The following is a 23,936-nucleotide window of genomic DNA, read 5'->3' as shown; positions in this document are numbered from 1 at the left end:
AGACCAATAGCACCACTTCACAGGGCTTGAGCATGCCGCAACCGTTCATCTTCCGTACCATCGACCTGGATGGCCAGACCATCCGCACGGCGGTGCGTCCGGGCAAGCCGCACTTGACGCCCCTGCTGATCTTCAACGGCATCGGCGCCAACCTTGAGCTGGTGTTTCCGTTCGTCCAGGCCCTGGACCCGGACCTGGAAGTGATCGCCTTCGACGTGCCCGGCGTGGGCGGTTCCTCGACGCCGAACCGGCCCTACCGTTTCCCCGGCCTGGCCAAGCTCACCGCACGCATGCTCGACTACCTGGACTACGGCCAAGTGAACGCCGTGGGCGTGTCCTGGGGCGGCGCGCTGGCCCAGCAGTTCGCCTATGACTACCCCGAGCGCTGCAAGAAATTGATCCTGGCGGCCACGGCGGCCGGTGCCTTCATGGTGCCGGGCAAACCGAAAGTCTTGTGGCTGATGGCAAGCCCCAGGCGTTATATCCAACCGTCCCATGTGGTGCGCATTGCACCGATGATTTATGGCGGCTCGTTCCGCCGTGATTCCAAACTGGCCGCCGAACACGCCAGCAAAGTGCGCTCGGCCGGCAAGCTGGGTTACTACTGGCAGTTGTTTGCCGGGTTGGGCTGGACCAGCATTCACTGGCTGCACAAGATCCGCCAGCCCACCCTGGTGCTGGCCGGCGACGATGACCCGCTGATCCCGCTGGTCAACATGCGCCTGCTCGCCTGGCGCATCCCCAATGCACAGTTGCACATCATCGATGACGGCCACCTGTTCCTGATCACCCGGGCCGAAGCCGTGGCGCCGATCATCATGAAGTTTCTCGAAGAGGAGCGCCTGCGCGCCGTGATACATCCGCGACCGGCGGTGTGAAGGAACACACCACCGCGCAACTTGCCAGGAACCGACTATGGTTCTGGATTGGCGTGCCTGCTTGATGTCTTGACGAAGGAGTGTTGGCTCATGCGAGAAAGACCCGTGACGAACCCGGCGCCCACCCCCGCTACGTTCATCAACGCACAAAATGCGATCACCGGCCTGCGTGGCCGGGACTTGCTGTCGACCCTGCGTACCGTGGCCGCGCATGGCCTGCGCAACCCGGTGCACACCGCCCGCCACGCCCTGGCCCTGAGCGGCCAACTGGGCCGCGTGCTGCTGGGTGAGACCGTGCACGAACCCAACCCCAGGGACCATCGCTTCAGCGACCCCACCTGGAAGCTCAACCCGCTGTACCGCCGCAGCTTGCAAGCCTATCTGAGCTGGCAAAAACAGACACGGCAGTGGATCGATGACAGCGCCCTCAGTGACGATGATCGCGCCCGCGCGCAGTTCGCCTTCGCCCTGCTCAACGATGCCGTGTCCCCTTCCAACACCCTGCTCAACCCGCTGGCGATCAAGGAGTTGCTCAACTCCGGCGGCAACAGCGTAGTGCGTGGCGTGAGTAATTTGTTCGAAGACCTGCTGCACAACAACGGTTTGCCGCGCCAGGTCAGCAAGCACGCTTTCGAAGTGGGCAAGACCGTGGCGACCACGCCCGGTTCGGTGGTGTTTCGCAATGAGCTGCTGGAGCTGATCCAATACAAGCCCATGAGCGAAAAACAGTACGCCAAGCCACTGCTGGTGGTGCCGCCGCAAATCAACAAGTACTACATTTTCGACCTGAGCCCGGCCAACAGCTTTGTGCAATACGCGCTCAAAAACGGCCTGCAGACCTTTATGGTCAGCTGGCGTAACCCGGACGTGCGGCATCGCGAATGGGGCCTGTCCACCTACGTGGCGGCGCTGGAAGAAGCGCTCAACGTGTGCCGGGCCATCACCGGCGCCCGCGAGGTCAACCTGATGGGCGCCTGCGCCGGCGGCCTGACCATCGCCGCGCTGCAAGGCCACCTGCAAGCCAAGCGCCAGTTGCGGCGCATCTCCAGCGCCAGCTACCTGGTGAGCCTGCTGGACAGCCAGATCGACAGCCCTGCAACCTTGTTCGCCGATGAACAAACCCTGGAAGCCGCCAAGCGCCGCTCCTACCAGCAAGGCGTGCTGGACGGTCGCGACATGGCCAAGGTGTTTGCCTGGATGCGCCCCAACGACCTGATCTGGAACTACTGGATCAACAACTACCTGCTGGGCAAGGAACCGCCGGCGTTCGACATCCTGTACTGGAACAACGACAACACCCGCCTGCCCGCCGCCTTGCACGGCGACCTGCTGGACTTCTTCAAGCACAACCCCCTGAGCCATCCCGGTGGGCTGGAGGTGTGCGGCACGCCCATCGACTTGCGCAAGGTCGCGGTGGACAGCTTCAGCGTGGCCGGGATCAACGATCACATCACCCCGTGGGATGCGGTGTACCGCTCCACGCAACTGCTGGATGGCGAGCGGCGCTTTGTGCTGTCCAACAGCGGGCATATCCAGAGCATCCTCAACCCGCCGGGCAACCCCAAGGCCAACTACGTCGAGAACCCCAAGCTGAGTAGCGACCCGCGCGCCTGGTATTACGACGCCCAGCACGTCGAGGGCAGTTGGTGGCCGCAGTGGCTGGAGTGGGTGCAAAAACGCTCCGGTGTACAACGCGAAACTCTCACCGCCCTGGGCAACCAGAATTACCCACCGATGGAAGCGGCGCCGGGCACTTACGTGCGGGTGCGCTGAGCTCAGCGATCAACTTTAAGAAGACTGGATGAAGACCCGCGACCGTATCCTTGAATGTGCCCTGCAGTTGTTCAACCACAAAGGCGAACCAAACGTGTCGACCATGGAGGTGGCCAATGAAATGGGGATCAGCCCCGGCAACCTCTACTATCACTTCCACGGCAAGGAGCCCTTGGTGCTCGGGTTGTTCGAGCGTTTTCAATCTGAGCTGGCGCCACTGCTGGACCCTCCCGCCGATGCGCAACTGGAGGCCGAGGATTACTGGCTGTTCCTGCACCTGATTGTCGAGCGCATGGCCCACTACCGGTTCCTGCTCCAGGACCTGTCGAACCTGGCCGGGCGCTTGCCCAAGCTGGCCAAGGGGATCCGTCACTTGCTCACGGCGCTCAAGCGCACATTGGCGTCATTGCTTGCGCGGTTGAAGGCGGCTGGGCAACTGGTCAGTGATACCCAGGCGTTGGGGCAACTGGTGGAGCAGATCACCCTGACGTTGCTGTTTTCCCTGGATTACCAACGGATTCTGGACCGTGAAGGTGAAGTGCGGGTGGTGGTGTACCAGATCATGATGCTGGTGGCGCCGCATCTGCTGCCGACGGCGCGGCAGGCGACCGAGAAGTTCGCCTTGAAGTACCTGGATGACGTTGATTAAACATGTAGGAGCGAGCTTGCTCGCGAAAAACGTCAACGATAACGGGGGCTTCCTGAATAAACACGGCGTCTTTGAGTTTTTCGCGAGCAAGCTCGCTCCTACAAAAATGGGGCATGCGGCGTTTTTCAGGCTTGCATAAAAAACGCCCGATCTTCGCAGACCGGGCGTTTTTTGTGTCCCGTAGAAATCAGGACTGACTGGATGGCGTCGGGGTAGCCGGCGTAGCAGTCGGGGTAGCAGCCGCGTGCGTCGGTGCGGACACCGAATTGGCGGTAGAAGCGGCCGGTGCTGGCGCCGTGGCTGGCTTGGCCGTTGCGGCGGGCTTTGCGGCTGCCGGTTTTTTCGCTACCGCAGGCTTTTTGGCCGCGGCAGGTTTGGCCGCAGGTTTCGCAGCGGCGGGCTTGGCAGCAGGTTTAGCAGCAGCGGTTTTAGCCGCAGGTTTGGCAGCCGGTTTAGCTGCAGGTTTCGCGGCGGCTTTAGCGGCCACTGGCTTAGCGGCAGGCTTGGTAGCCGGTTTGGCCGCAGCGGTTTTAGCCGCTGGCTTGGCCGCAGGTTTCGCAGCGGCTTTGGCTGGCGCTTTCGCAGCGGGTTTTGCAGCCGGCTTGGCGGCGGCTTTAACCAGCGGCTTGGCGGCAGTTTTGGCGGCGGGTTTTGCAGCGGCGGTTTTAGCTGCTGGTTTGGCCGCCGGTTTTGCTGCAGGCTTGGCGGCGGCGATCTTGGCGGGAGCCGCTTTGGCGCCGGTGAGTTTTTCGATTTGCTTGGTCAAGGTATCGACCTTGCTGTGCAGCGCCTTCAACTCCGCCTTGCTCGGTACGCCCAGTCGCGAAATAGCACTGTTGAGGCGTTTGTCGAAAGTCTCTTCCAACTTGCCCCAGGTATCCGAAATGCTCGACTTGGCGGAACCCGCGCTCGCCTTGGCAGCGTCGACTTTTTTACCAACCGTGCTCTTGGTCAACTTCTCGGCTTTCTCGCCGTCTTTAACCAGGGTCTCGAAGAGTTTGCTGCCGTCACTGTCGATCTTCGAGTACACGCCTAAACCAGCGAGCCAGATTTTGCGGGAATATTCTTCAACTTTCCCGACCCACGAGCTGCCTTCTTTCTGAGTAGTCTTTTTAACAGCCATCCCGATGTCTCCTTAGTGTTTACGCGCGACACGTTCGAGCAATGCCGTCAGCTCTTCGAGCTTAGCAGAGAGTGTCTCCACGTCATGTTTAGACGCAATGCCGATCCGATTCAAGGCACTGGCGACACGAGTATCAAAAGCTTTTTCAACTTTATCCAGTTGAACTTCAACCAGGCCTTTGACGCCGGAGACGTTACTCTTTACTTGGTCAATCTGACTGTTGGCGGCATCAAGTTGTTCAACTACAACTTTTTTACCTTTACTTTCAACACGTTGACCGCTTCTAACGAGTTCCTTGAAGTACTCGCCGCCCTCGCTGCCGACCTTGGCGTAGGCACCAAGACCCGCCAGCCAGATCTTGCGGGCATAGCTTTTAACCTCATTCAGAGGGGTGGTCTGAACGTCGATTTTTTTCTTCAAAATAACTTTGGCCATGGTGCACCTCACACAGGATTGGGTGGCGGACGGCCCGCAAGAGTTGAGGGCTTGGGCACAAAGTAGGGTTTAAAATTAGAATCGGCACCCTAAGCACAGCCCTATCAGGCCAGGGCCTTATCCAGGGCTTTTTCGATTTCGGACTTGATCGTGCCACTCATGGCCGACATCAACAGGCCAAGTTCCACATCAATGCGCAGCGAATCATCGGCCACCCACACCGTGCCTTTAACCCCGGAGCGCTTGAGCTTCAGGGTGTCGCCAGCCCATGAAAAATCCACGCCATATTTGTCCTCGAGTTTGCGCGCCAATAGCTCAGCCTTGGCCCGCGCCTGTTCTTTCCCCAGGGTGTGTTCACGCTCAACGGTAATACGGGCCATTGCAATGACTCCTCTTTATAACGACTCAGAACACCCGCCATGCGGCAAAAGGTCTCGATGAGCGCCTATCTTACCTGCAGCCTTGCCAAGACAAAGTAGGCCTTGGGGATTATCATGTCCCGCATTCTCTTTTGGTGACAGCGATATGACTGATCAGCGCAAAGGCAGCGATGCCGAACCCACCACTCACTTCGGCTTCAAGAACGTCCCGGAAAGCCAAAAGGCGGAAAAAGTCGCTGAGGTGTTCCACTCCGTGGCGGCCAAGTACGACCTGATGAACGACGTGCTCTCCGGCGGCATGCACCGCCTGTGGAAGCGCTTCACCATCGAGTTGTCGGGCGTACGCACCGGCAACCGGGTGCTGGACATCGCCGGTGGCACAGGCGACCTGGCGGCCAAGTTCTCCAAGCTGGTTGGCCCCACCGGCCAGGTGGTATTGGCCGATATCAACGGCTCGATGCTCAAGGTTGGCCGCGACCGCCTGCTCGACAAAGGCGTGGCCGGCAATATCGAATTCGTCCAGGCCGACGCTGAGAAGCTGCCGTTCCCGGACAACCATTTCGACTGCGTGACCATCGCCTTCGGCCTGCGTAACGTGACCCACAAGGAGGACGCGATCCGCTCGATGCTGCGCGTGCTCAAGCCAGGTGGCCGCCTGTTGGTGCTGGAGTTCTCCAAGCCGACCAACGCGCTGATGTCCAAGGTCTACGACACGTACTCCTTCGCCTTCATGCCGTTGATGGGCAAGTTGATCACCAACGATGCCGAGAGCTACCGCTACCTGGCCGAGTCGATCCGCATGCACCCGGACCAGGAAACCCTGAAGTCGATGATGGTGGAGGCCGGTTTCGACCGCGTGACCTACCACAACATGACGTCCGGCATCGTCGCCCTGCACCGCGGCATCAAGCCCTGATGCTGCTGCAAGGTCTCCTCGCCAGCGTCGAGCACGGCCTCAACCGTGTCCTGCGCCTGGACAGCACTGCCCTGGCGCGGCTCGCGCACCTGACCGGCAAAGTCATTGCCGTCGATTGCCGCAGCCCCGTCTTGCAGCTGTTTATCCTGCCCAGCGATGAAGGCCTGCTGCTCGCCACCCAATGGGCCGCCCAAGCCGATTGCACCTTGCGTGCGCCGGCCTCCAGCCTGTTGCACCTGGCGCTGAGCCGCAACAAGACTGCCATCCTCCACAGCCCCGAGGTGGAACTGGAAGGCGACAGCGCGGTGCTGATGGACCTGGCCGCCGTGCTGCAAGACCTGGAGCTGGACTGGGAATACGAACTGTCGCGCTGGATCGGCCCCGTCGCCACCCAGTTGATCAGCGGGCACCTGCGCAGCCGCTCGCGCTGGTATCAGCAAGGGTTCGCCAGCCTCAACCAGAACCTCGCCGAATACCTGAGCGAAGAATCGCGCACCCTGGTCGGGCAACGGGAAGCGCAAGCGCGCTTTCGCGAACTCGACAAGGCCAAAATCGACCTGGAACGCCTCGAGGCCCGCTTCGAGCGCTTGAGCCGTTCCCTTGATCCAAGCGATAACGCATGAAGCTGCTCGCCGTCCGCCGTTTGTTTCGTATCCAGCGCGTCGTAATCCGCTACCGTCTCGATGATCTGCTGTTTGCCCTGCCTTTGCCGTGGTTTTTGCTGGCGGTGCGTTATGTGCTGCCATGGCGCTGGTTCCCGCGCAAGCCGTCGCCGTTGAGCCGTGGCGCCAGCCTGCGCCTGGCGTTGCAGGATTTGGGGCCGATCTTTATCAAGTTCGGGCAGATCCTCTCCACCCGCCGCGACCTGTTGCCCGAAGACATCGCCGACGAGCTGATGCTGCTGCAAGACCGCGTGCCGCCGTTCGACTCGCAGCAGTCGATGGCGCTGATCGAAGAACAGCTGGGCCAGAAGATCAGCGAGGTGTTCAGCCGCTTCGACGTCGAGCCCCTGGCCTCGGCGTCGGTGGCACAAGTGCACGCCGCGCAACTCAAGACCGGCGAAGAAGTGGTGGTAAAAGTCATTCGCCCAGGCCTCAAGCCGATCATCGGCCAGGACCTGGCGTGGCTGTTTGTCCTCGCCCGCGCGGCCGAACGTTTCTCCGCCGATGCGCGCCTGCTGCACCCGGTGGACGTGGTCGCCGACTACGAAAAAACCATCTACGACGAACTCGACCTGCTGCGCGAGGCGGCCAACGCCAGCCAATTGCGGCGCAACTTCGAAGGCTCGCAACTGCTGTACGTGCCGCAGGTGTATTGGGACTGGTGCCGCCCCAAAGTGCTGGTGATGGAGCGCATCTACGGCGTGCAGGTCACTGACCTTGCGACCCTGGCCGACCAGCGCACCGACATGAAGATGCTGGCCGAGCGCGGCGTGGAGATTTTCTTCACCCAGGTGTTCCGCGACAGTTTCTTCCACGCCGACATGCACCCGGGCAACATCTTCGTCAGCACCGTCAACCCGTGGAGCCCGCAGTACATCGCCATCGACTGCGGCATCGTCGGCAGCCTCACCCCCGAAGACCAGGATTACCTGGCGCGCAACCTGTTTGCCTTCTTCAAGCGCGACTACCGTCGTGTGGCGCAGTTGCACATTGATTCGGGCTGGGTGCCGGCGGAAACCAAGCTCAATGAATTTGAAGCGGCGATCCGCACGGTGTGTGAGCCGATCTTCGAAAAACCGTTAAAAGATATTTCCTTCGGCCAGGTGCTGATGCGCCTGTTCCAGACCGCGCGGCGCTTCAATATGGAAGTGCAGCCGCAACTGGTGCTGTTGCAAAAGACCCTGCTGAACATCGAAGGCCTGGGCCGCCAGCTGTACCCGGACCTCGATTTGTGGAACACCGCGCAACCCTTCCTGGAACGCTGGATGCGCGAGCGCATGAGCCCCAAAACCATGCTGGGCAACCTGCACAGCCAGTTCGAACAGCTGCCGCACCTGGCCAACATGACCCGCGACCTGCTGGAGCGCATGTCCCAGCCCCACGCCAAGGACCCAGAGCCACCGTGGCGCAAGCGCAAGGACGATTGGTTCCTGCGCCTGCTCGGCGCCGCGCACCTGGTGGGCGGGGTGATGCTGGCGATCGGCGGGCCATTGAACCAACTGGGCCACTGGCCAGCCGGCATTATGGTCGCCGTGGGTGTTTATCTGATCGTGCGTCGATAGCCAATCCGGTTATACACTGTCGCAAATTGCCGGAGCCGAACATGAAAGACTGGCTGGATGAGATCAAGTGGGACAGTGACGGCCTGGTGCCGGCCATTGCCCAGGACTACAAGACCGGGCGCGTGCTGATGATGGCCTGGATGAACCGCGAGGCCCTGAGCCTCACCGCCGCCGAGCAGCGCGCCATCTACTGGTCACGTTCGCGTGGCAAACTGTGGCGCAAGGGCGAAGAATCCGGGCATGTGCAGACCCTGCACGAGCTGCGCCTGGACTGCGATGCCGACGTGGTGATCCTCAAGGTCGAACAGATCGGCGGCATCGCCTGCCACACTGGCCGCCACAGTTGCTTCTATCGCGTGTTCGAGAATGGCGAATGGAAGGTTGTGGAGCCGGTGCTCAAAGACCCGCACGCCATCTACCCAGCAGGACACTGAACATGAGCGATACCCTGAACCGTGTGGCCCAGGTGCTGGAAGACCGCAAAGGCGCGGATGCCGACAGCTCCTACGTCGCCAGCCTGTACCACAAGGGTCTGAACAAGATTCTGGAAAAACTCGGCGAAGAATCCGTCGAGACCATCATTGCGGCCAAGGACGCGCAAATCAGCGGTGATTACAGCGATGTAATCTATGAGACCGCAGACTTGTGGTTCCATAGCCTGGTGATGCTCGCCCAACTGGGGCAGCACCCACAGGCCGTGCTGGATGAACTGGACCGTCGCTTCGGCTTGTCCGGACACGCCGAAAAGGCCTCGCGCCCGTCCGCCTGAATAACTAAGACTTGAGGATTTGAAGCATGGGCATTTTTGACTGGAAACACTGGATCGTCATTCTGGTGGTGGTGGTATTGGTGTTCGGTACCAAGAAACTCAAGAACCTGGGCACCGACGTGGGCGAGTCGATCAAGGGTTTTCGCAAAGCCATGAACGATGATGAAAAGCCAGCCGAGCCAAGCGCCAACCCGGTGCCACCGGCCCAGCCTGTTCACCCGCAGGCCACCCAGCCGATCACCGAACGCCGTACCTTCGACGTTCAGGCTGAAAAGGTCCAAGAGCCGACCCGCAAAGACTCGTGAGCACTGACTAATGTTTGGTATCAGCTTCTCTGAACTGCTGCTCGTCGGCCTGGTGGCCCTGCTGGTACTGGGGCCGGAGCGCCTGCCCGGTGCCGCACGCACCGCCGGCTTGTGGATCGGGCGTCTAAAACGCAGTTTCAACGCGATCAAACAGGAAGTTGAACGGGAAATCGGTGCCGACGAAATCCGTCGGCAATTGCACAACGAACACATCCTCTCGTTGGAGCAGGAAGCCCGCAAGATTCTGTCCCCGGTGCAAGAGCCGGCCAAGCCGGTCACGCCGGTGGCCGAGCACAGCATCGCGCCAGCCCCTGTGGCCGACGCTGCTCCTGCAGCGCCCGCCCCAACGACGCCCGCGCCGACGCCCGTTGCGTCGCCCGCACCCCATGACCCTACATTGCCGCCGCGAGCCCCATGAGCGCTGATAAACCGGAAAACGACCAGCATATGCCGCTGGTCTCGCACCTCACCGAGCTGCGTACCCGCCTGCTGCGTTGCGTGGCGGCGATCTTCATCATCTTTGCCGGGCTGTTCGCCTTTACCCAGCAGATCTACACCTTCGTCTCGACGCCCCTGCGCCAGTACCTGCCGGCCGGCGCGACGATGATTGCCACCGATGTGTCGTCGCCGTTCCTGACGCCGTTGAAGCTGACCATGATGGTCTCGCTGTTCCTGGCGATCCCAGTGATCCTGCATCAGATATGGGGCTTTATCGCGCCGGGCCTGTACAAGCATGAGAAGCGCATCGCCGTGCCGTTGCTGGTATCGAGCATCCTGCTGTTCTACACCGGCATGGCCTTCGCCTACTTCCTGGTGTTCCCGCTGATCTTCAAGTTCTTCGCCGCTGCCACCCCGGCTGGTGTGGAAATGATGACTGATATCACCAGCTACCTCGATTTCGTGATGACGCTGTTCTTCGCCTTTGGCGTGGCGTTCGAAATCCCGGTGGCGGTGGTGTTGCTGGTGTGGATCGGCGTGGTCGACGTCAAGTACCTGAAGAAGATCCGCCCGTACGTGATCATCGGCTGCTTCGTGGTCGGCATGATCCTCACGCCGCCGGACATATTCTCCCAGACCTTGCTGGCCGTGCCGATGTGGATGCTGTTCGAAGTGGGCATCCTGTTCAGCGGCTTGATCAGCAAGCGTGGCGAACACCCGGATGACGCGCCTGTCGACGACGACCAGCCGCCAGCGACCCAGCCGTGAACCTGCTGCTACTCGAAGAGGCCGACTTTATCGCGGCCGACCGCGTCGTGCTGCGTGATCGGCGCCTGGTGCATATGCAGGAGGTTCACCGCGCCGCCGTCGGCGACACCCTGCGCGTGGGCCGCATTGGCGGGCTGATGGGCAATGCCCAATTGCTGCGCCTGGAAGCCGCCGAAGCCGAACTGCAAGTGAGCTTCGACCAACCGCCGCCGAGCAAACTGCCCCTGACCTTGCTGCTGGCCCTGCCCCGCCCGAAGATGCTACGCCGGGTGCTGCAAACAGTGGCGGCCATGGGCGTGCCCAAGGTGGTATTGGTCAACAGTTACCGGGTGGAAAAAAGCTTCTGGCAAACCCCGTTCCTGGAGCCTGAAGCGGTGCGCGAGCAACTGATCCTCGGCCTGGAGCAAGCGCGGGACACGCTGCTGCCCGAGATCATTATCGAGAAACGCTTCAAGCCATTTGTCGAAGACCGGCTGCCGGCCATGGCGACTGGCACTCTGGGCCTGATCGGCCATCCGGGCGATTACCCGGCCTGCCCTCGAGCCCTGGAAGAACCGGTAACCCTGGCGATCGGCCCGGAAGGCGGCTGGATTCCCTATGAAGTGGACCTGCTGACCAAGGCCGGTTTGCAGCCGGTGCAGTTGGGTGCGCGTATTTTGCGCGTCGAAACCGCCGTAACGGCCCTGCTCGCCCGCCTGTTCTAACCCCCCGACTGATCGTTCCCACGCTCTAGTGATCGGGTGATCGTTCCCACGCTCTGCGTGGGAATGCCGCTCAGGACGCTCTGCGTCCGCCCTTGTGACGCAGAGCGTCACGCCATTCATTCCCACGCAGAGCGTGGGAACGATCACCAGAGCGTGGGAACGATCAAGTATCCCCGTGCGTTGCCGATAGCCTTTGAATAAGTCCAAGCCTTGTTCCAGGGGAGTTCGCAGCATGTATCGTTGGTTAGCCGAGAAGTTGGGGAATGTAAGCGTCAACCGCAAGCTGAGTGTGGGCTTTGGCCTGGTGTTGCTCCTGACGCTGTTGATCACCTTTACCGGCTGGACCGGCCTGGGGGACGTGATCAGTCGCGGCGACAAGCTGGGCTTTATTTCCAGCCTCAATGGCCTGAGCAAAGACCTGCGCCTGGCACGCCTGGACTTCGACATGCGCCGTGGCGAGCAAGGCACGGACAAGGTCGACGGCCTGCTCGCCCACCTCGACAGCGGCCTGAAGACCGCGTCCGAGCTGATCGAGCAACCTGACGACAAAGCCCTGGTCGAGCAACAGCAGGAAGCCTTGAACCAATACAAAAAGGCCTTCGCCGCCATGGTCCAGGCGGGTCTCAAGCGTGAGGGCGCGCGCAGCAAACTCGGCGACACTGCCGACAATGCCGTCGTCAAGATCAACGAAATCGAAAAAGCCCTGCTGCAAGGTGACAGCGTTGCCCAGTTCAACAGCGTGGTCGAGCAGAGCAAGCTGATCCAGCAATCGCGCTTTCAGGTACGCGGCTACACCTACAGCGGCAAGGTCGAAGCCGAGCAACCGGCCCTGGATGCCATCGACAACGCCCTGAAGAAAATCACCGAGCTGCAAGGCCAGTTGCCTGCGCAATACCAGGCCAATCTGCAAGAAGCCGGGGCATCACTGCAAGCCTACCGCGCCGCTGTCAGCCAGTATCGCGATTCCCAGATCGCCAGCGCGGCTGCGCTGAAGACCATGATCGCCCAAGGCGACATCCTGCTGGGCCACAGCGAAAAGCTCACCGTCTCCCAGACCGCCGTGCGTGACGCAGATGCCGCGCAAGCCAAATACTTGTTGCTGCTTGCCACCGTGCTGGCGCTGATCGTCGGCATCTTCGCGGCCTGGGCCATTACCCGCCAGATCGTCATCCCGCTGAACCAGACCCTCAAAGTCGCCGAGCGCGTAGCCTCCGGCGACCTGAGCCACAACCTGGAATCGGGTCGCCAGGACGAACTGGGCCAATTGCAGCGCGCCATGCAAAGCATGACCGTGGGCCTGCGTGAGTTGATCGGCGGGATCAGCGACGGCGTCACCCAGATCGCCAGCGCCGCCGAGCAGTTATCAGCCGTGACCGAACAAACCAGCGCCGGGGTCAACAGCCAAAAGGTCGAGACCGACCAGGTGGCCACCGCCATGAACGAAATGGCCGCCACCGTGCAGGAAGTGGCGCGCAACGCCGAAGAGGCCTCGGAAGCCGCCGTGGCTGCCGACCAGCAAGCCCGTGAAGGCGACCAGGTGGTGGGGGAAGCCATCGCCCAGATCGAGCGCCTGGCCACCGAAGTGGGTAATTCCACGGTGGCCATGGGTGAACTCAAGCGCGAAAGCGACAAGATCGGCAGTGTGCTCGACGTGATCAAATCCGTGGCCCAACAGACCAACCTGCTGGCCCTTAACGCCGCCATCGAGGCGGCGCGTGCCGGTGAAGCCGGGCGTGGCTTTGCCGTGGTGGCCGATGAAGTACGCAGCCTGGCCCAGCGCACGCAGAAGTCCACCGAAGAGATCGAAGAGCTGATCGTCGGCCTGCAAAGCGGTACCCAGCAGGTGGCAACCATCATGGACAACAGCCGCGGGCTGACCGAGAGCAGTGTTGAGCTGACGCGCCGCGCCGGCCACGCGCTGGGCAATATCACCCGCACCGTCTCGACCATCCAGGCGATGAACTCGCAGATTGCCACCGCCGCCGAGCAGCAAAGCGCCGTGGCTGAAGAGATCAACCGCAGCGTGTTGAATGTGCGCGACATCTCCGAGCAAACCTCGTCGGCCAGCGAAGAAACTGCGTCCTCCAGTGCCGAACTGGCGCGCCTGGGGATCTACCTGCAGACCCTGGTCGGGCGCTTCCGAGTCTGAATTACCCTACGCGGCGGCTTACCAAAGCCGCCGCATCTTGTGAAATTTCCTACGCAGTTATCAGCCCTCCACAGGCCCGAATCGAATTAGCGTTGCAGGTGTCGCGAAACGCTTTCTCTGATTCGGAGGTTCACCATGTTTTCTCGGCTGACCCGCGTGCTGGTCAATGCCAGCGTCCGCCTCAAACTCGCCCTGGGGTTTGGCCAAGTGCTGATCCTCAGCTTCCTGATTGCCGCTACGGGCTGGCAAGCCTTGAACGCCGTGCTTTACCGATCCGACAGCCTGACGACCCTGGGGCAACTGGCGGTGGATGCCGAGGCCATGCGCGCCGACCGCATCGTGTACCGCACCCTCACAGACAGCGATAGCCTGGGCAAAATGGCCGCGAAGATTGAACGGATCGACCAGCACCTGGCCGCCCTTTCAAACCGCCTGAAAGACCCGACTGACGTGCAGCGACTCGAGGACGCCATGAGCCTCGCCAACGGCTTCAAGGCAGCTCTGGCGCAACTTCCGCCCTTGGTCGAGCAGCGCGAGCGCCTGCGCCCGGACCTGAAGAAAATTGCCCTGCAAGCCAGCGATACCCTCGCCCAATTTGCCAGTGACTTGCCTGACCAGAACGACGAAAAGGCTCTGGACGCCATCGAGCAACTGCGTCAAGCCATGGAGCTGGCCGAAGATCGAGCCCAGAGCCCCGCCTGGGCCGCGCAATCGCTGGCAACTTATGCAGAGACCCTCGGCAAGGCGCTTGACGCCCTGGAGATCGCGCAAGCGGCAGTCACAGCGCTGCCAGTCGACTCGGCACTGCTCAGGACCGACCTGGCCAATTATCGAGAGCAACTGACCAAGCTCAAGGAAGCCCAGCTCAACGTGGAAACCGTGCAAAACCGCTTCGAACAGCAACTCAATAACCTGCGTGAAAGCAGTAACCTGTTGAGCCAGAGCCAGAACGCCAAGCGTAACGACGAGGCGGACCACACCCGTACATTGCTGATCAGTGTGACGGTGGCGGCCCTGGCACTCGGCGCGCTGGCCGCCTGGTGGATTGCCCGGCAGATTGCGGTGCCACTGCGGGAAATCCTCAGCGCTGCCCACCGTGTTGCCGAGGGCGACCTTAGCCATGACATGCCTGTAGACCGTCGCGACGAACTCGGCCAGTTGCAGCAAAGCATCGGGCAAATGACCCGCAGCCTGCGTAGCCTGATCAGCAGTATCGGCGACAGCGCCCGGCAGATCGCCGGGGCGGCTACACAGTTATCCACGGTCACCGAGCAGACCCGCAGCGGTCTCAACGAGCAGAAAGACGAAACCGACCAGGTGGCGACGGCAATGAATGAAATGCTCGCCACTGCCCAGGAAGTGGCGCGCCATGCCGAACGCGCCTCGGTGGCAGCCAATGAAGCCGACCAGCAGGCCGGCGCCGGTGAGCAGGTGGTCACCCAGGCCGTGGAGCAGATTGGCAACCTGGCCAGTGAAATGGCGCTGTCGGGCCGTGCGATGCTCGCGTTGCAACAGGAGAGCCAGAAGATCGCCAGTGTGCTGGACGTGATCAAGTCCGTGTCTCAGCAGACCAACCTGCTAGCCCTGAACGCCGCCATTGAAGCGGCGCGTGCGGGCACTGCCGGCCAAGGCTTTGCGGTGGTCGCCGACGAAGTGCGCAGCCTGGCCCAACGCACTCAGGAATCGGCCGAGGAGATCGAAGGGCTGATCCTCGGCCTGCATAACGGCACCCAACAGGTGGCGGACATCATGGACAGCAGCCGCAACCTGACCGACAACAGCGTCGCCCTGACCCGCGACGCCGGCGACGCCCTGATCGCCATTGCCCGCACGGTCTCGGTTATCCAGGAAATGAACCCGCAGATCGCCGCCGCGGCGGAACAGCAAAGCGCGGTGGCCGAGGAGATCAATCGCAGTGTGTTGAAGGTGCGGGACGTGTCGGAACAGACCGCCGCCGCCAGCGAGGAAACAGCGGCGGCGAGTGTTCAGTTGACGCGGTTGAGCCTGGATTTGCAGACGCTGGTCGCCAAATTCAAGCTCTGAAACACCACCCCTGTAGGAGCGAGCTTGCTCGCGAAAAACCCAAGGCCGCCGCGTTCATTCAGGGTGCGTGGCGTTATCGTTGACGTTTTTCGCGAGCAAGCTCGCTCCTACAGTCATAGGACCTGGCGCAGGAAGGCTTGGGCGCGGGGGTCTTTTGGCGCATTGAAGAATTCGACCGGGGCGGCGTCTTCCAGCAGTTTGCCGTGGTCGAAAAACAACACCCGGTCTGCCACTTCCCGGGCAAAGCCCATCTCGTGGGTGACGCACACCATGGTCATGCCTTCCAGGGCCAAGGTCTTCATCACGTCCAGCACTTCACCGACCATTTCCGGGTCGAGGGCCGAGGTGGGCTCGTCAAACAGCATCACCTTGGGCTCCATCGCCAGGGCCCGGGCAATGGCGACGCGCTGCTGCTGGCCGCCAGACAGGCGCGATGGAAACTCGTGGGCCTTCTGCGCGATGCCGACCTTTTCCAACAGCGCCAGGGCCTTGGCCTCGCGCTCTGGCTTGCCGCGCTTGCGCACGACCTTTTGCGCCAGGCACAGGTTTTCCAGCACGGTCATGTGGGGGAACAGGTTGAAGTGCTGGAACACCATGCCCACTTCTCGGCGGTAGGCATTCACGTCGGTCTTCGGGTCGGCCAGTTGCAGGCCGTCGATGCTCACCGAACCCGAATCGAATTCCTCCAACCCATTAAGGCAGCGCAGGAAGGTGGACTTGCCGGAGCCCGAGGGGCCGATCACCACCAGCACCTCGCCCTTGGCCACTTGAGTGGTGACATGATCCACCGCGCGCACCACTTGCCCACGGGTATCGAAGACTTTTACCAGATCGCGCACTTCAATCACTTTGGGCGAGCCTCCGCTCAAGCCGGCTGGCCATCTTCGACAGCGGCAGGTTGATCAGCAGGTACAAGCCCGCCACACAGAACAGGATTTCAAATGGCGAGAACGAGGTGGTGATCACCTCGCGGCCGCTCTTGAGCAACTCGGTAATCGCGATCACCGACACCAGGGACGTGTCCTTGACCAGGCTGATAAATTGCCCGGCCAGTGGTGGCAACACGCGCTTGAACGCCTGCGGCAATACCACATGGCGCATCGACTGGCTGGCGCTCAAGCCCAGGGAGCGCGCCGCTTCATCCTGGCCTCGGGTGATGGACTGCACGCCGGCGCGCACAATTTCTGCCACGTAGGCACCGGTGAACAACGACAGCGCGGCGATCCCGGCGAACTCCCGGGACAGGTTGAGTACCGTGCCGATAAAGAAATAGAAAATGAAGATCTGCACCAGCAGCGGCGTACCGCGCACCAGCTCGACGTAGATCGTCGACAGGTCGCGCAAGGTGGGGTTTTTCGACAGCCGGCACAGCCCGGTCGCCAAGCCAATCGCCAAGCCCAGGATGCCGGACACTACCGACAGCCACAATGTGGTCCACAAGCCCCACATCAACGGCCCCAGTGCCCATTGCCGGGTCACGCCGACCACATCGCCTTCAGCCACATCGTCGCCGCGTGCCACTTGCAGGCTGTTATCGGCAACCGTGAGCTTTTGCTCGACCCCGGCGTCGTTGCGCAGGGTGACTTCGGCCGTATCGCCGTTGCGCACCAGTTCGACCACGGTGGAAATATCCGCGGCGCGCTGGGAGGTCTCGGCTTGATAGGCGAAGTACTGTGGGACGCGGTTCCAGCGCCACTCGTAGGACATCAACGAGGTGGCGTAATACAAGGCACCCGCCAGGCCGACCAGCACGACCACCGTCAGCAGGTGCCAGGGCCATTGGGCTTTTTTCTGTTTCATTTCACTTTCCGCATAGGTGTCGCCTGATAGGCCGCCATCGCGGGCAAGCCCGCTCCCACAGGTTGATGTGCGAATACAGTCAAATGTGGGAGCTGGCTTGCCTGCGATACAGGCAACTCGGTGTCAGGCCTTATTCCATGTCCTTGAGCCACTCGGAGCTCTTGAACCACTTGTCATGGATGCGATCGTAGGTGCCGTCGTTACGGATCTGGTGCAGGAAGTTGTTGATGAAGTTGATGCTGTCGTAATCGCCTTTCTTCAAACCGAACGCCAGGGGTTCAAAGGTGAAGGGTTCGTCCAGGAACACCAGCTTGCCGTTACCGACTTTTTTCTCGGCCACCACGTTGTACGGCGCGTCGTAGACGAAGGCGTCAGCCTTGCCGTTGACCACGTCGAGCACGCCTTCCTGCTCGTTGTCGTAGCCGTGGTACTTGGCTTTGGAGATCAGCTTTTTGGCAACCATTTCACCGGTGGTGCCGAGCTTGGAGGTCAGGCGATATTTCTCGTCGTTCAGGTCTTTGTAGGACTTGATGGTGCCTTCCAGCTCCTTGCGGATCAGCAGCGTCTGGCCGACCACGATGAAGGGTTCGCTGAAGTTCAGGCGCAGGTTGCGTTCCTGGGTCAGGGTCATGCCGCTGCCAATCATGTCGAACTTGCCGGTCAGGAAGGCCGGGATGATGCCGTCGTAGCCGGTGGACACCAGCTCTAGCTTGACGCCCATGGACTTGGCCATGGCCTTGAGGATGTCGACTTCGAAACCGATGATTTCACCGCGCTTGTCGGTCATCTCGAACGGCATGTAGGTAGGGTCCATGCCGACTTTCAACGTGCCGCGCTTGACCGCCTCATCAATGGCGCCGGCCTGTGCCACGGTGGCAGCGACCAGCGCGGTGACGCCAAGCATCAGCATCGAAAGATACTTTTTCATCATCAAGACCCCTGAACGATTCTTATAAAGTGGGCGCACGAGAGGGCTGCGCCATTTCGGGGAGCGATCCTAACCCACTCGTTGTCCGCCACAAAGGTTTCACCGGTAAATGTTATCGGTGTGTGTCGGAAAACACTGACAGCGGCCCGGAGAAGCGCAGGCGCAGACGCTTCAGCGCGGCCTCTCGATCAGGGGTTGATGTGTAAGCAGTTATGACGATCAGTCGATCTCGGCGATCCAGGCCGTGTCCCTTAACCACTTGTCATGCAGGCGATCGTAGGTGCCGTCCTGGGCGATCTGGTTGAGAAAGTGGTTGATCCAATTGAGGCTGTCGTAATCACCTTTTTTCAGGCCAAACGCCAAGGGCTCAAAGGTGAAGGGTTGTTCCAGCGCCAACAACGCGCTGTTCTGCGGCCGAGTCATTGCGATCAGGTTGTAGGGGGCATCATGGATAAAAGCATCGGCCTTGCCTTCTAAAACCTGCCGCACGCCTTCTTCCGGGTTGGCCACACTGCTGAGCCGCGCAGATACGAGAAAGCGCTGTGCAGCGGCTTCGCCGGTGGTGCCTTGGGTAGCAACAACGCGGTAACTGGCGTCGTCCAGTTCTTCAATACTGGCGACCAGCCCGCCCAGGCGCGGATGCAGCAACACTGTCTGGCCCACCACGATAAACGAGTCACTGAAGTTGAGCTTGAGGTTGCGCTCTTGAGTGACCGTCATGCCGCTGCCAATCAGATCAAACTTGTTCGCCAATAGCCCTGGCAGTAAGTCTGTGTAGGGCACCGCTACCAATTCAAGTTCTACGCCCAGCGCGCGGCTCATGGCGTGGAGCAAGTCAATTTCAAAGCCGACGATGCGTCCCTGCTTATCGAGCATTTCGAACGGCACGTTATTGGGGGTGGTGCCGACTTTAAGTACGCCACGGCGCACAGCGTTGTCCAGCGCGCCCGCGTAAAGCAGGCCTGCATGTCCCCCCAGGAAAAAGCCCATCAGCAATGCCAAACAATACCTTTTGATCATGAATGCCCCCGTGGCGAGTCCAATGTGGGGGCGATCCTAACCCAGCCGCAGGCACGGCAATACGCTTCGAACAAAGGTCTTTTGTTTCGAAATAACAAGGAGTTAGGAATAAAAAGGAAGGGGCTAAAAACGCTGTAGGACCAACGTTTGAAACACCCCCGAAGTGAGCCTTCGGGGGTGCCTGAATCAGGCCGGTTGGGCCTGGGGCGACTGTGGTTGCAGGGGCAGCAATGGCGCGTGCGGATCAGCCTTGATCGAGGCACGCCAAGCGCCGAGCCACTCGGCATGGCCTTCGCTCCACACCTGCTCATGCAGGCGAGCCAGGGCCACCGGGTCGCTGAGCAAGGCCAGGCGTTCGCTGTTGTTGAGGCCGGCCGGGCCGACTTTCAACGCGTGGCGAACCCGCTCCATGCGCAGGTACTCGATGGGCTCGGCCTCACGGTGCCGCGAGGTCGCCAAGGCGCAGGCCAGGGCGTTCTGCTGCGGGTCGACCACCGAACGCACAAAGCCGTCATTGAGGGCGTGCCAACGGTTTTCGTGGGTGTACTTCTCGGTCGACAGCAGGGCTTGCGGCGGATTGTATTCCTCAGGAATCAGGAACAGGCTCTCGTCGCGGGACTTGAGGCCCAACTTGACCCGGCTGGAAATCACCGACACCGGGATCGACAGCATCAGCGAACCGACGATAGGCACCAGCCACCACAGGAAGCTTGGGTTCAGCCACACCACCAGCAGCGCCCACAAAAAGCCCAGCACGGTTTGCGGACCGTGGCGCTTGACCGCCTCGCTCCAAGGTGTGGAGTCGTCATCACGTTGCGGCGAGTTCCAGGTAGCGGCCCAGCCGAGGAACGCGGCGAGCACGAAACGGGTGTGGAAGATCATCCGCACCGGCGCCAGCAGCATGGAGAACAACATCTCCAGCAGCATCGACAGGGTCACCTTGAACTTGCCACCGAACTCTTTGGCGCCCTTGGCCCAGATCAAGATGATGCTGAGCAGTTTAGGCAGGAACAACAGCACGATGGTGGTGGAGAACAGCGCCACCGCCTTGTCCGGGTGCCATTGTGGCCACAGCGGGTACAACTGGCGCGGAGCCATGAAGTACTGCGGTTCCATCAGCGTGTTCACCGCCAGCAAGGCCGTGGACAGCACCAGGAAGAAGAACCACAACGGCGCCGAAAGGTAAGACATCACGCCGGTGAGGAACACCGCACGGTGCACCGGGTGCATGCCTTTAACCAGGAACAGGCGGAAGTTCATCAGGTTACCGTGGCACCAGCGACGGTCACGCTTGAGTTCATCCAGCAGGTTCGGCGGCAGTTCTTCGTAGCTGCCCGGCAGGTCGTAGGCAATCCACACGCCCCAGCCGGCGCGGCGCATCAGCGCGGCTTCAACGAAGTCGTGGGAAAGAATCGCGCCGGCAAACGCGCCTTTACCTGGCAACGGCGCCAGGGCGCAGTGCTCGATAAACGGCTTCATACGGATAATAGCGTTGTGACCCCAGTAGTGGGATTCACCCAACTGCCAGAAGTGCAGGCCGGCGGTAAACAGTGGGCCGTATACGCGGGTAGCGAACTGCTGCATGCGCGCATACAGGGTGTCCATGCCCGACGCACGCGGCGCGGTCTGGATAATCCCGGCATCCGGCGTGGCTTCCATCAGGCGCACCAGGCTGGTCAGGCACTCGCCGCTCATCACAGAGTCAGCGTCAAGAACGACCATGTACTTGTAGTCACCACCCCAACGACGGCAGAAGTCGTCGAGGTTGCCGCTCTTGCGCTTAACGCGGCGGCGGCGACGGCGATAGAAGATCTTGCCGAAACCACCGGCTTCGCGGCATACGTCGAGCCAGGCTTGCTGTTCGGCGATGCAGATGTCGGCGTCGTTACTGTCGCTGAGCACGAAGAAATCGAAGCGATCCAGGTCACCGGTCGCGGCCACCGATTCGAACGTTGCACGCAAACCGGCGAATACACGCGGCACGTCTTCGTTACAGATCGGCATCACCAGGGCGGTGCGCGCATCCTTGGGAATCGGCTCGTCACCGGCACTTTTACCGGAGATACGGTATTTATCGTGACCAGTCAGCAGTTCCAGGAAGCCCATGAGCGCAGTCCAGAAACCAGCCGACACCCAGCAGAACAGAATCCCGAACATGATCAGGATGCTGGTTTGCAGTGCGTAAGGCAGTACCTGGGTAGCGGTTTGCAGCAGGGTCTGGTTGCGAATTTCGTCGAAGTCGACCAGCGACCAGCCCTGGTACGGCATGATGCCTTTCATGTACCAGCCGGCCACGATGGTCTGGCCCAGCATCAGCACCAACAGGATGTAACGACGGATCGAGCCCACGGTACGCCAGCGCGCAGCCGGCAGTACCCGCTCGTCTTTCGGTGTCTTGGGCGGGTTGGTGCGGCCGGTCATCCGGCGCCAACCGCGCACCAGAATGTTGGTACGCCAAGGCTCGGGCACCACTTTGGTCCGGCGGATCGGCGGCGTGGCCTTGAGGCACACACGACCGCTGGCATCGAGCGCCAGCATCTCGGCGTCTTGCAGCTCTTCGGCGCTGTTGAGGGTCAAGCGGCGGCCAACCGACGCTTGGGCAGCGTCGGCCGGTGCGTCGAAGGTCTTGGACGACAGACGTTCGTGCAACTCGCTGAAGGACTTGCAGCCCGCCAGCTCGGCGCGCTGCTCAGCCGTCATGGGTAGATGCGCCAGGTACTCGGACAGAGTCTCTGGCTTGACTTGAGAATTACTCATCGGCAGGCAACTGATAGCTCCAGGTTTCGGTCAGGACTTGCTCGGTCTTGATCGGCTCCGGTGTGGCTGGGGCAGCCTCAGGCTGTTTGGCTTCCTTGTCCTTGGCGTCTTTCTTGGCCTGCTTCTCATGCTGCTTGGCCAAGACTTTGTCGGCCTTGAGCACATGGTTGGAAACCGACTCAGGCTCAGGCTGCACGATATCTTGCACCAGCGCCGCACGCATTTCGGTCGGCTTGCTTGCGTCCTTGATCTTCATACGCAGGGTCAGGCGCCAGCCTTTGGTGTGTTCGTTGTAACGCACGCTGTTTTCAACCAGTTCGGCGTTATCACCCACGCTCACCTGGCTACGTACCGGAGCGTCCGGCAGCAGTTTCTTCAGGGACGGGCCCTCGAAGTCCACCAGGTAGGCCACGCTGCCATCGGGCTGACGGATCAGGTTGGATTGCTTCACGTCACCGGTGGAGCGCAGGGTCTGCTTGACCCAGGCACTGTCTGGCGAATGGAAAGCCGCGTCGTCCAATGTCCAGTGCAGGCGGTAGGCCACGTCCAGCGGCTTGCCGACTTCCGGCAGCTCGGCCGGGCTCCAGAAGGCCACGATGTTGTCGTTGGTCTCATCGGCAGTCGGGATCTCGACCAGGTCGACGGAGCCTTTGCCCCAATCGCCTTCAGGTTCGATCCAGGCGCTCGGGCGCTTGTCGTAGTTGTCGTCCAGGTCTTCGTAGTGGCTGAAGTTGCGACCACGCTGCAGCAGGCCGAACCCACGCGGGTTCTCGACGCTGAAGTTGCTGACCGATAGGTGTTTAGGGTTGTTCAGTGGACGCCAGATCCACTCGCCATTGCCGGCGTGGATCGACAGGCCGCTGGAATCGTGAAGCTCGCGACGGTAGTTGAGGACCTTGGACGGCTGGTTGGCGCCGAACAGGAACATCGAGGTCAACGGCGCAACGCCCAGTTTGCTGACCTTGTCACGCAGGAACATCTGGGATTTGACGTCCACCACGGTATCGGTGCCAGGGCGCAGGATCAGGCGGTAGGCGCCAGTGGCGCGTGGCGAATCCAGCAGCGCAAAGATCACCAGATGCTTGTCACCCGGTTTTGGACGCTCGATCCAGAACTCGGTGAAACGCGGGAATTCTTCGCCAGACGGCAACGCAGTGTCGATCGCCATGCCACGGGCAGACAGGCCATACACCTGGTCTTTGCCCACGACGCGGAAATAGCTGGCGCCGAGCATGGTCATGATTTCGTCTTGCTTGTCGGCCTTGTTGATCGGGAAAAGCACACGGAAACCGGCGTAACCCAACTGTTCGGTGGCTTTAGGATCAAATTTCACATCGCCGAAATCGAAACGCGTCGGGTCGTACTTGATTTCATGCACGCTGTCGGCGGTGACTTCGTTGATTTTCACCGGGGTGTCGAAATGCATCCCCTGGTGATAGAAGGACAGCTTGAACGGGGTGTTCTGATCGGCCCACTCGGCTTTTTCATTGCGGAAACGAATCTTCTGGTAGTCAGCGAATTTCATTTCGCGGAATTCGTTCGGCAAATTGCTGCGCGGAGCTTCGTATTTCTGCCCGGCCAGCTCTTTCGCCTTGGCCGACACATCATCCAGACTGAACGCCCACAGTTGACCCGCGCCGAACAGGCAAAACAGGGCAGAGCCCGTCACCAGTGCGTTTCGTAACCGTTTGGCAGACAATTTTGGTGCATTACAGGGACTAACAATCACGAGCAACCCTCGCCGAAAACAGATCAAAAAACCAACGGCCAGCTATCTATATGCCAGGTTGGCGAGCAATGTTCCGACTCCCCAAGGGCAAAATGATTCCCCAAAGGCCATCGGACAAGGCTCTACCTAAGTCAAAAATGGACCAAAC

At 60.9% G+C, this 23,936-nt stretch carries 22 protein-coding genes and 2 pseudogenes; 15 read left to right on the top strand and 9 right to left on the bottom strand.

Annotated features, from left to right (window positions below):
- Positions 1-32 precede the first annotated feature (32 nt).
- The 3 genes from phaZ to TX24_RS01410 all read left to right on the top strand — a co-directional run bounded on the left by phaZ (position 33) and on the right by TX24_RS01410 (position 3,300).
- Positions 33-878, top strand: coding sequence for a poly(3-hydroxyalkanoate) depolymerase (phaZ, locus tag TX24_RS01420; RefSeq protein ID WP_003187895.1), 846 nt, complete (start codon positions 33-35; stop codon positions 876-878).
- Positions 879-968: 90 nt separating this feature from the next.
- Entirely contained in the window at positions 969-2,651 is a 1,683-nt protein-coding gene (phaC, locus tag TX24_RS01415; RefSeq protein ID WP_057709577.1) for a class II poly(R)-hydroxyalkanoic acid synthase, read from the top strand.
- A 28-nt stretch (positions 2,652-2,679) separates the two neighbouring features.
- A complete protein-coding gene (locus TX24_RS01410; protein WP_057709576.1) occupies positions 2,680-3,300 on the top strand; it encodes a TetR/AcrR family transcriptional regulator in 621 nt (206 codons plus the stop codon).
- Positions 3,301-3,487: 187 nt separating this feature from the next.
- Here TX24_RS01410 and TX24_RS01405 read toward each other — a convergent pair whose 3' ends face one another.
- The 3 genes from TX24_RS01405 to TX24_RS01395 all read right to left on the bottom strand — a co-directional run bounded on the left by TX24_RS01405 (position 3,488) and on the right by TX24_RS01395 (position 5,238).
- Positions 3,488-4,423, bottom strand: coding sequence for a phasin family protein (locus TX24_RS01405; RefSeq protein WP_034134704.1), 936 nt, complete (start codon positions 4,421-4,423; stop codon positions 3,488-3,490).
- A 12-nt stretch (positions 4,424-4,435) separates the two neighbouring features.
- Positions 4,436-4,858 (bottom strand): phasin family protein, encoded by a 423-nt coding sequence (locus TX24_RS01400; protein WP_034134703.1) that lies wholly within the window; start codon positions 4,856-4,858, stop codon positions 4,436-4,438.
- A 104-nt stretch (positions 4,859-4,962) separates the two neighbouring features.
- Positions 4,963-5,238, bottom strand: a complete 276-nt coding sequence (locus TX24_RS01395) for a polyhydroxyalkanoic acid system family protein (protein WP_057709575.1) — start codon at positions 5,236-5,238, stop codon at positions 4,963-4,965.
- 145 nt (positions 5,239-5,383) lie between these two features.
- Between TX24_RS01395 and ubiE the strand changes: the two genes are divergently transcribed.
- From ubiE to TX24_RS01340, 12 genes and pseudogenes are all read left to right on the top strand, one after another.
- Positions 5,384-6,154 carry a bifunctional demethylmenaquinone methyltransferase/2-methoxy-6-polyprenyl-1,4-benzoquinol methylase UbiE gene (gene ubiE, locus TX24_RS01390; RefSeq protein WP_003171186.1) on the top strand — a complete coding sequence of 257 codons (771 nt, stop codon included), beginning with the start codon at positions 5,384-5,386 and terminating at the stop codon, positions 6,152-6,154.
- Entirely contained in the window at positions 6,154-6,777 is a 624-nt protein-coding gene (locus TX24_RS01385) for a ubiquinone biosynthesis accessory factor UbiJ (RefSeq protein WP_003187886.1), read from the top strand. Before ubiE ends, TX24_RS01385 begins: the two co-directional genes overlap by 1 nt.
- Positions 6,774-8,378, top strand: coding sequence for a ubiquinone biosynthesis regulatory protein kinase UbiB (gene ubiB / locus TX24_RS01380; RefSeq protein WP_003187885.1), 1,605 nt, complete (start codon positions 6,774-6,776; stop codon positions 8,376-8,378). The genes TX24_RS01385 and ubiB overlap by 4 nt, the downstream gene beginning before the upstream one ends.
- Positions 8,379-8,419: 41 nt before the next feature.
- Entirely contained in the window at positions 8,420-8,812 is a 393-nt protein-coding gene (gene hisI, locus TX24_RS01375) for a phosphoribosyl-AMP cyclohydrolase (protein ID WP_003187884.1), read from the top strand.
- 2 nt (positions 8,813-8,814) lie between these two features.
- Positions 8,815-9,147: a phosphoribosyl-ATP diphosphatase gene (locus tag TX24_RS01370; RefSeq protein WP_003187881.1), complete on the top strand. Its 333-nt coding sequence runs from the start codon at positions 8,815-8,817 to the stop codon at positions 9,145-9,147.
- 26 nt (positions 9,148-9,173) lie between these two features.
- Positions 9,174-9,452, top strand: a complete 279-nt coding sequence (locus tag TX24_RS01365; protein ID WP_003187877.1) for a twin-arginine translocase TatA/TatE family subunit — start codon at positions 9,174-9,176, stop codon at positions 9,450-9,452.
- 10 nt (positions 9,453-9,462) lie between these two features.
- Positions 9,463-9,870 carry a Sec-independent protein translocase protein TatB gene (gene tatB / locus TX24_RS01360; RefSeq protein WP_003187876.1) on the top strand — a complete coding sequence of 136 codons (408 nt, stop codon included), beginning with the start codon at positions 9,463-9,465 and terminating at the stop codon, positions 9,868-9,870.
- Positions 9,867-10,658 (top strand): twin-arginine translocase subunit TatC, encoded by a 792-nt coding sequence (tatC, locus tag TX24_RS01355; protein ID WP_003187874.1) that lies wholly within the window; start codon positions 9,867-9,869, stop codon positions 10,656-10,658. Before tatB ends, tatC begins: the two co-directional genes overlap by 4 nt.
- A complete protein-coding gene (locus tag TX24_RS01350) occupies positions 10,655-11,362 on the top strand; it encodes a 16S rRNA (uracil(1498)-N(3))-methyltransferase (protein WP_003187872.1) in 708 nt (235 codons plus the stop codon). The genes tatC and TX24_RS01350 overlap by 4 nt, the downstream gene beginning before the upstream one ends.
- A gap of 232 nt (positions 11,363-11,594) precedes the next feature.
- A pseudogene (locus tag TX24_RS32855) lies at positions 11,595-12,653 on the top strand (methyl-accepting chemotaxis protein); the annotation flags it as partial.
- Positions 12,639-13,511 carry a methyl-accepting chemotaxis protein gene (locus tag TX24_RS32850; RefSeq protein WP_370694792.1) on the top strand — a complete coding sequence of 291 codons (873 nt, stop codon included), beginning with the start codon at positions 12,639-12,641 and terminating at the stop codon, positions 13,509-13,511. The pseudogene TX24_RS32855 and the gene TX24_RS32850, both read left to right, overlap by 15 nt.
- Positions 13,512-13,646: 135 nt before the next feature.
- Entirely contained in the window at positions 13,647-15,554 is a 1,908-nt protein-coding gene (locus TX24_RS01340; protein WP_057709573.1) for a methyl-accepting chemotaxis protein, read from the top strand.
- 113 nt (positions 15,555-15,667) lie between these two features.
- Here TX24_RS01340 and TX24_RS01335 read toward each other — a convergent pair whose 3' ends face one another.
- The 6 genes and pseudogenes from TX24_RS01335 to TX24_RS01310 all read right to left on the bottom strand — a co-directional run bounded on the left by TX24_RS01335 (position 15,668) and on the right by TX24_RS01310 (position 23,788).
- Positions 15,668-16,402, bottom strand: coding sequence for an amino acid ABC transporter ATP-binding protein (locus TX24_RS01335; RefSeq protein WP_003187866.1), 735 nt, complete (start codon positions 16,400-16,402; stop codon positions 15,668-15,670).
- Complete coding sequence (locus tag TX24_RS01330) at positions 16,395-17,354, bottom strand: amino acid ABC transporter permease (protein WP_034134699.1); 960 nt, start codon at positions 17,352-17,354, stop codon at positions 16,395-16,397. The genes TX24_RS01335 and TX24_RS01330 overlap by 8 nt, the downstream gene beginning before the upstream one ends.
- A gap of 130 nt (positions 17,355-17,484) precedes the next feature.
- Positions 17,485-18,282, bottom strand: a complete 798-nt coding sequence (locus TX24_RS01325; protein WP_032893985.1) for a transporter substrate-binding domain-containing protein — start codon at positions 18,280-18,282, stop codon at positions 17,485-17,487.
- Positions 18,283-18,501: 219 nt separating this feature from the next.
- On the bottom strand, positions 18,502-19,302 hold the full coding sequence (locus TX24_RS01320) for a transporter substrate-binding domain-containing protein (protein WP_034134698.1): 801 nt from the start codon (positions 19,300-19,302) through the stop codon (positions 18,502-18,504).
- Between the two features lie 178 nt (positions 19,303-19,480).
- Positions 19,481-22,059 (bottom strand): annotated as a pseudogene (gene mdoH / locus TX24_RS01315) (glucans biosynthesis glucosyltransferase MdoH); the annotation flags it as partial.
- Positions 22,052-23,788 (bottom strand): glucan biosynthesis protein G, encoded by a 1,737-nt coding sequence (locus TX24_RS01310; RefSeq protein WP_003187856.1) that lies wholly within the window; start codon positions 23,786-23,788, stop codon positions 22,052-22,054. The pseudogene mdoH and the gene TX24_RS01310, both read right to left, overlap by 8 nt.
- Positions 23,789-23,936 lie beyond the last annotated feature (148 nt).

Source organism: Pseudomonas lactis, assembly GCF_001439845.1.
Lineage (GTDB): Bacteria > Pseudomonadota > Gammaproteobacteria > Pseudomonadales > Pseudomonadaceae > Aquipseudomonas > Aquipseudomonas lactis.
Note: the sequence above shows the minus strand (reverse complement) of the source record. Positions and strands in the feature narration are given on the sequence as shown.

Bases quoted from the DNA above. Each gene is read 5' to 3' on its own strand.
- tatC (WP_003187874.1), top strand. From the start codon at position 9,867: ATGAGCGCTGATAAACCGGAAAACGACCAGCATATGCCGCTGGTCTCG.
- TX24_RS01405 (WP_034134704.1), bottom strand. From the start codon at position 4,423: ATGGCTGTTAAAAAGACTACTCAGAAAGAAGGCAGCTCGTGGGTCGGG.
- ubiB (WP_003187885.1), top strand. From the start codon at position 6,774: ATGAAGCTGCTCGCCGTCCGCCGTTTGTTTCGTATCCAGCGCGTCGTA.
- TX24_RS32850 (WP_370694792.1), top strand. From the start codon at position 12,639: ATGCAAAGCATGACCGTGGGCCTGCGTGAGTTGATCGGCGGGATCAGC.
- ubiE (WP_003171186.1), top strand. From the start codon at position 5,384: ATGACTGATCAGCGCAAAGGCAGCGATGCCGAACCCACCACTCACTTC.
- phaC (WP_057709577.1), top strand. From the start codon at position 969: ATGCGAGAAAGACCCGTGACGAACCCGGCGCCCACCCCCGCTACGTTC.
- TX24_RS01395 (WP_057709575.1), bottom strand. From the start codon at position 5,238: ATGGCCCGTATTACCGTTGAGCGTGAACACACCCTGGGGAAAGAACAG.
- hisI (WP_003187884.1), top strand. From the start codon at position 8,420: ATGAAAGACTGGCTGGATGAGATCAAGTGGGACAGTGACGGCCTGGTG.
- TX24_RS01330 (WP_034134699.1), bottom strand. From the start codon at position 17,354: ATGAAACAGAAAAAAGCCCAATGGCCCTGGCACCTGCTGACGGTGGTC.
- TX24_RS01370 (WP_003187881.1), top strand. From the start codon at position 8,815: ATGAGCGATACCCTGAACCGTGTGGCCCAGGTGCTGGAAGACCGCAAA.
- TX24_RS01410 (WP_057709576.1), top strand. From the start codon at position 2,680: ATGAAGACCCGCGACCGTATCCTTGAATGTGCCCTGCAGTTGTTCAAC.
- TX24_RS01340 (WP_057709573.1), top strand. From the start codon at position 13,647: ATGTTTTCTCGGCTGACCCGCGTGCTGGTCAATGCCAGCGTCCGCCTC.
- TX24_RS01320 (WP_034134698.1), bottom strand. From the start codon at position 19,302: ATGATCAAAAGGTATTGTTTGGCATTGCTGATGGGCTTTTTCCTGGGG.
- TX24_RS01365 (WP_003187877.1), top strand. From the start codon at position 9,174: ATGGGCATTTTTGACTGGAAACACTGGATCGTCATTCTGGTGGTGGTG.
- tatB (WP_003187876.1), top strand. From the start codon at position 9,463: ATGTTTGGTATCAGCTTCTCTGAACTGCTGCTCGTCGGCCTGGTGGCC.
- TX24_RS01325 (WP_032893985.1), bottom strand. From the start codon at position 18,282: ATGAAAAAGTATCTTTCGATGCTGATGCTTGGCGTCACCGCGCTGGTC.
- TX24_RS01385 (WP_003187886.1), top strand. From the start codon at position 6,154: ATGCTGCTGCAAGGTCTCCTCGCCAGCGTCGAGCACGGCCTCAACCGT.
- TX24_RS01400 (WP_034134703.1), bottom strand. From the start codon at position 4,858: ATGGCCAAAGTTATTTTGAAGAAAAAAATCGACGTTCAGACCACCCCT.
- phaZ (WP_003187895.1), top strand. From the start codon at position 33: ATGCCGCAACCGTTCATCTTCCGTACCATCGACCTGGATGGCCAGACC.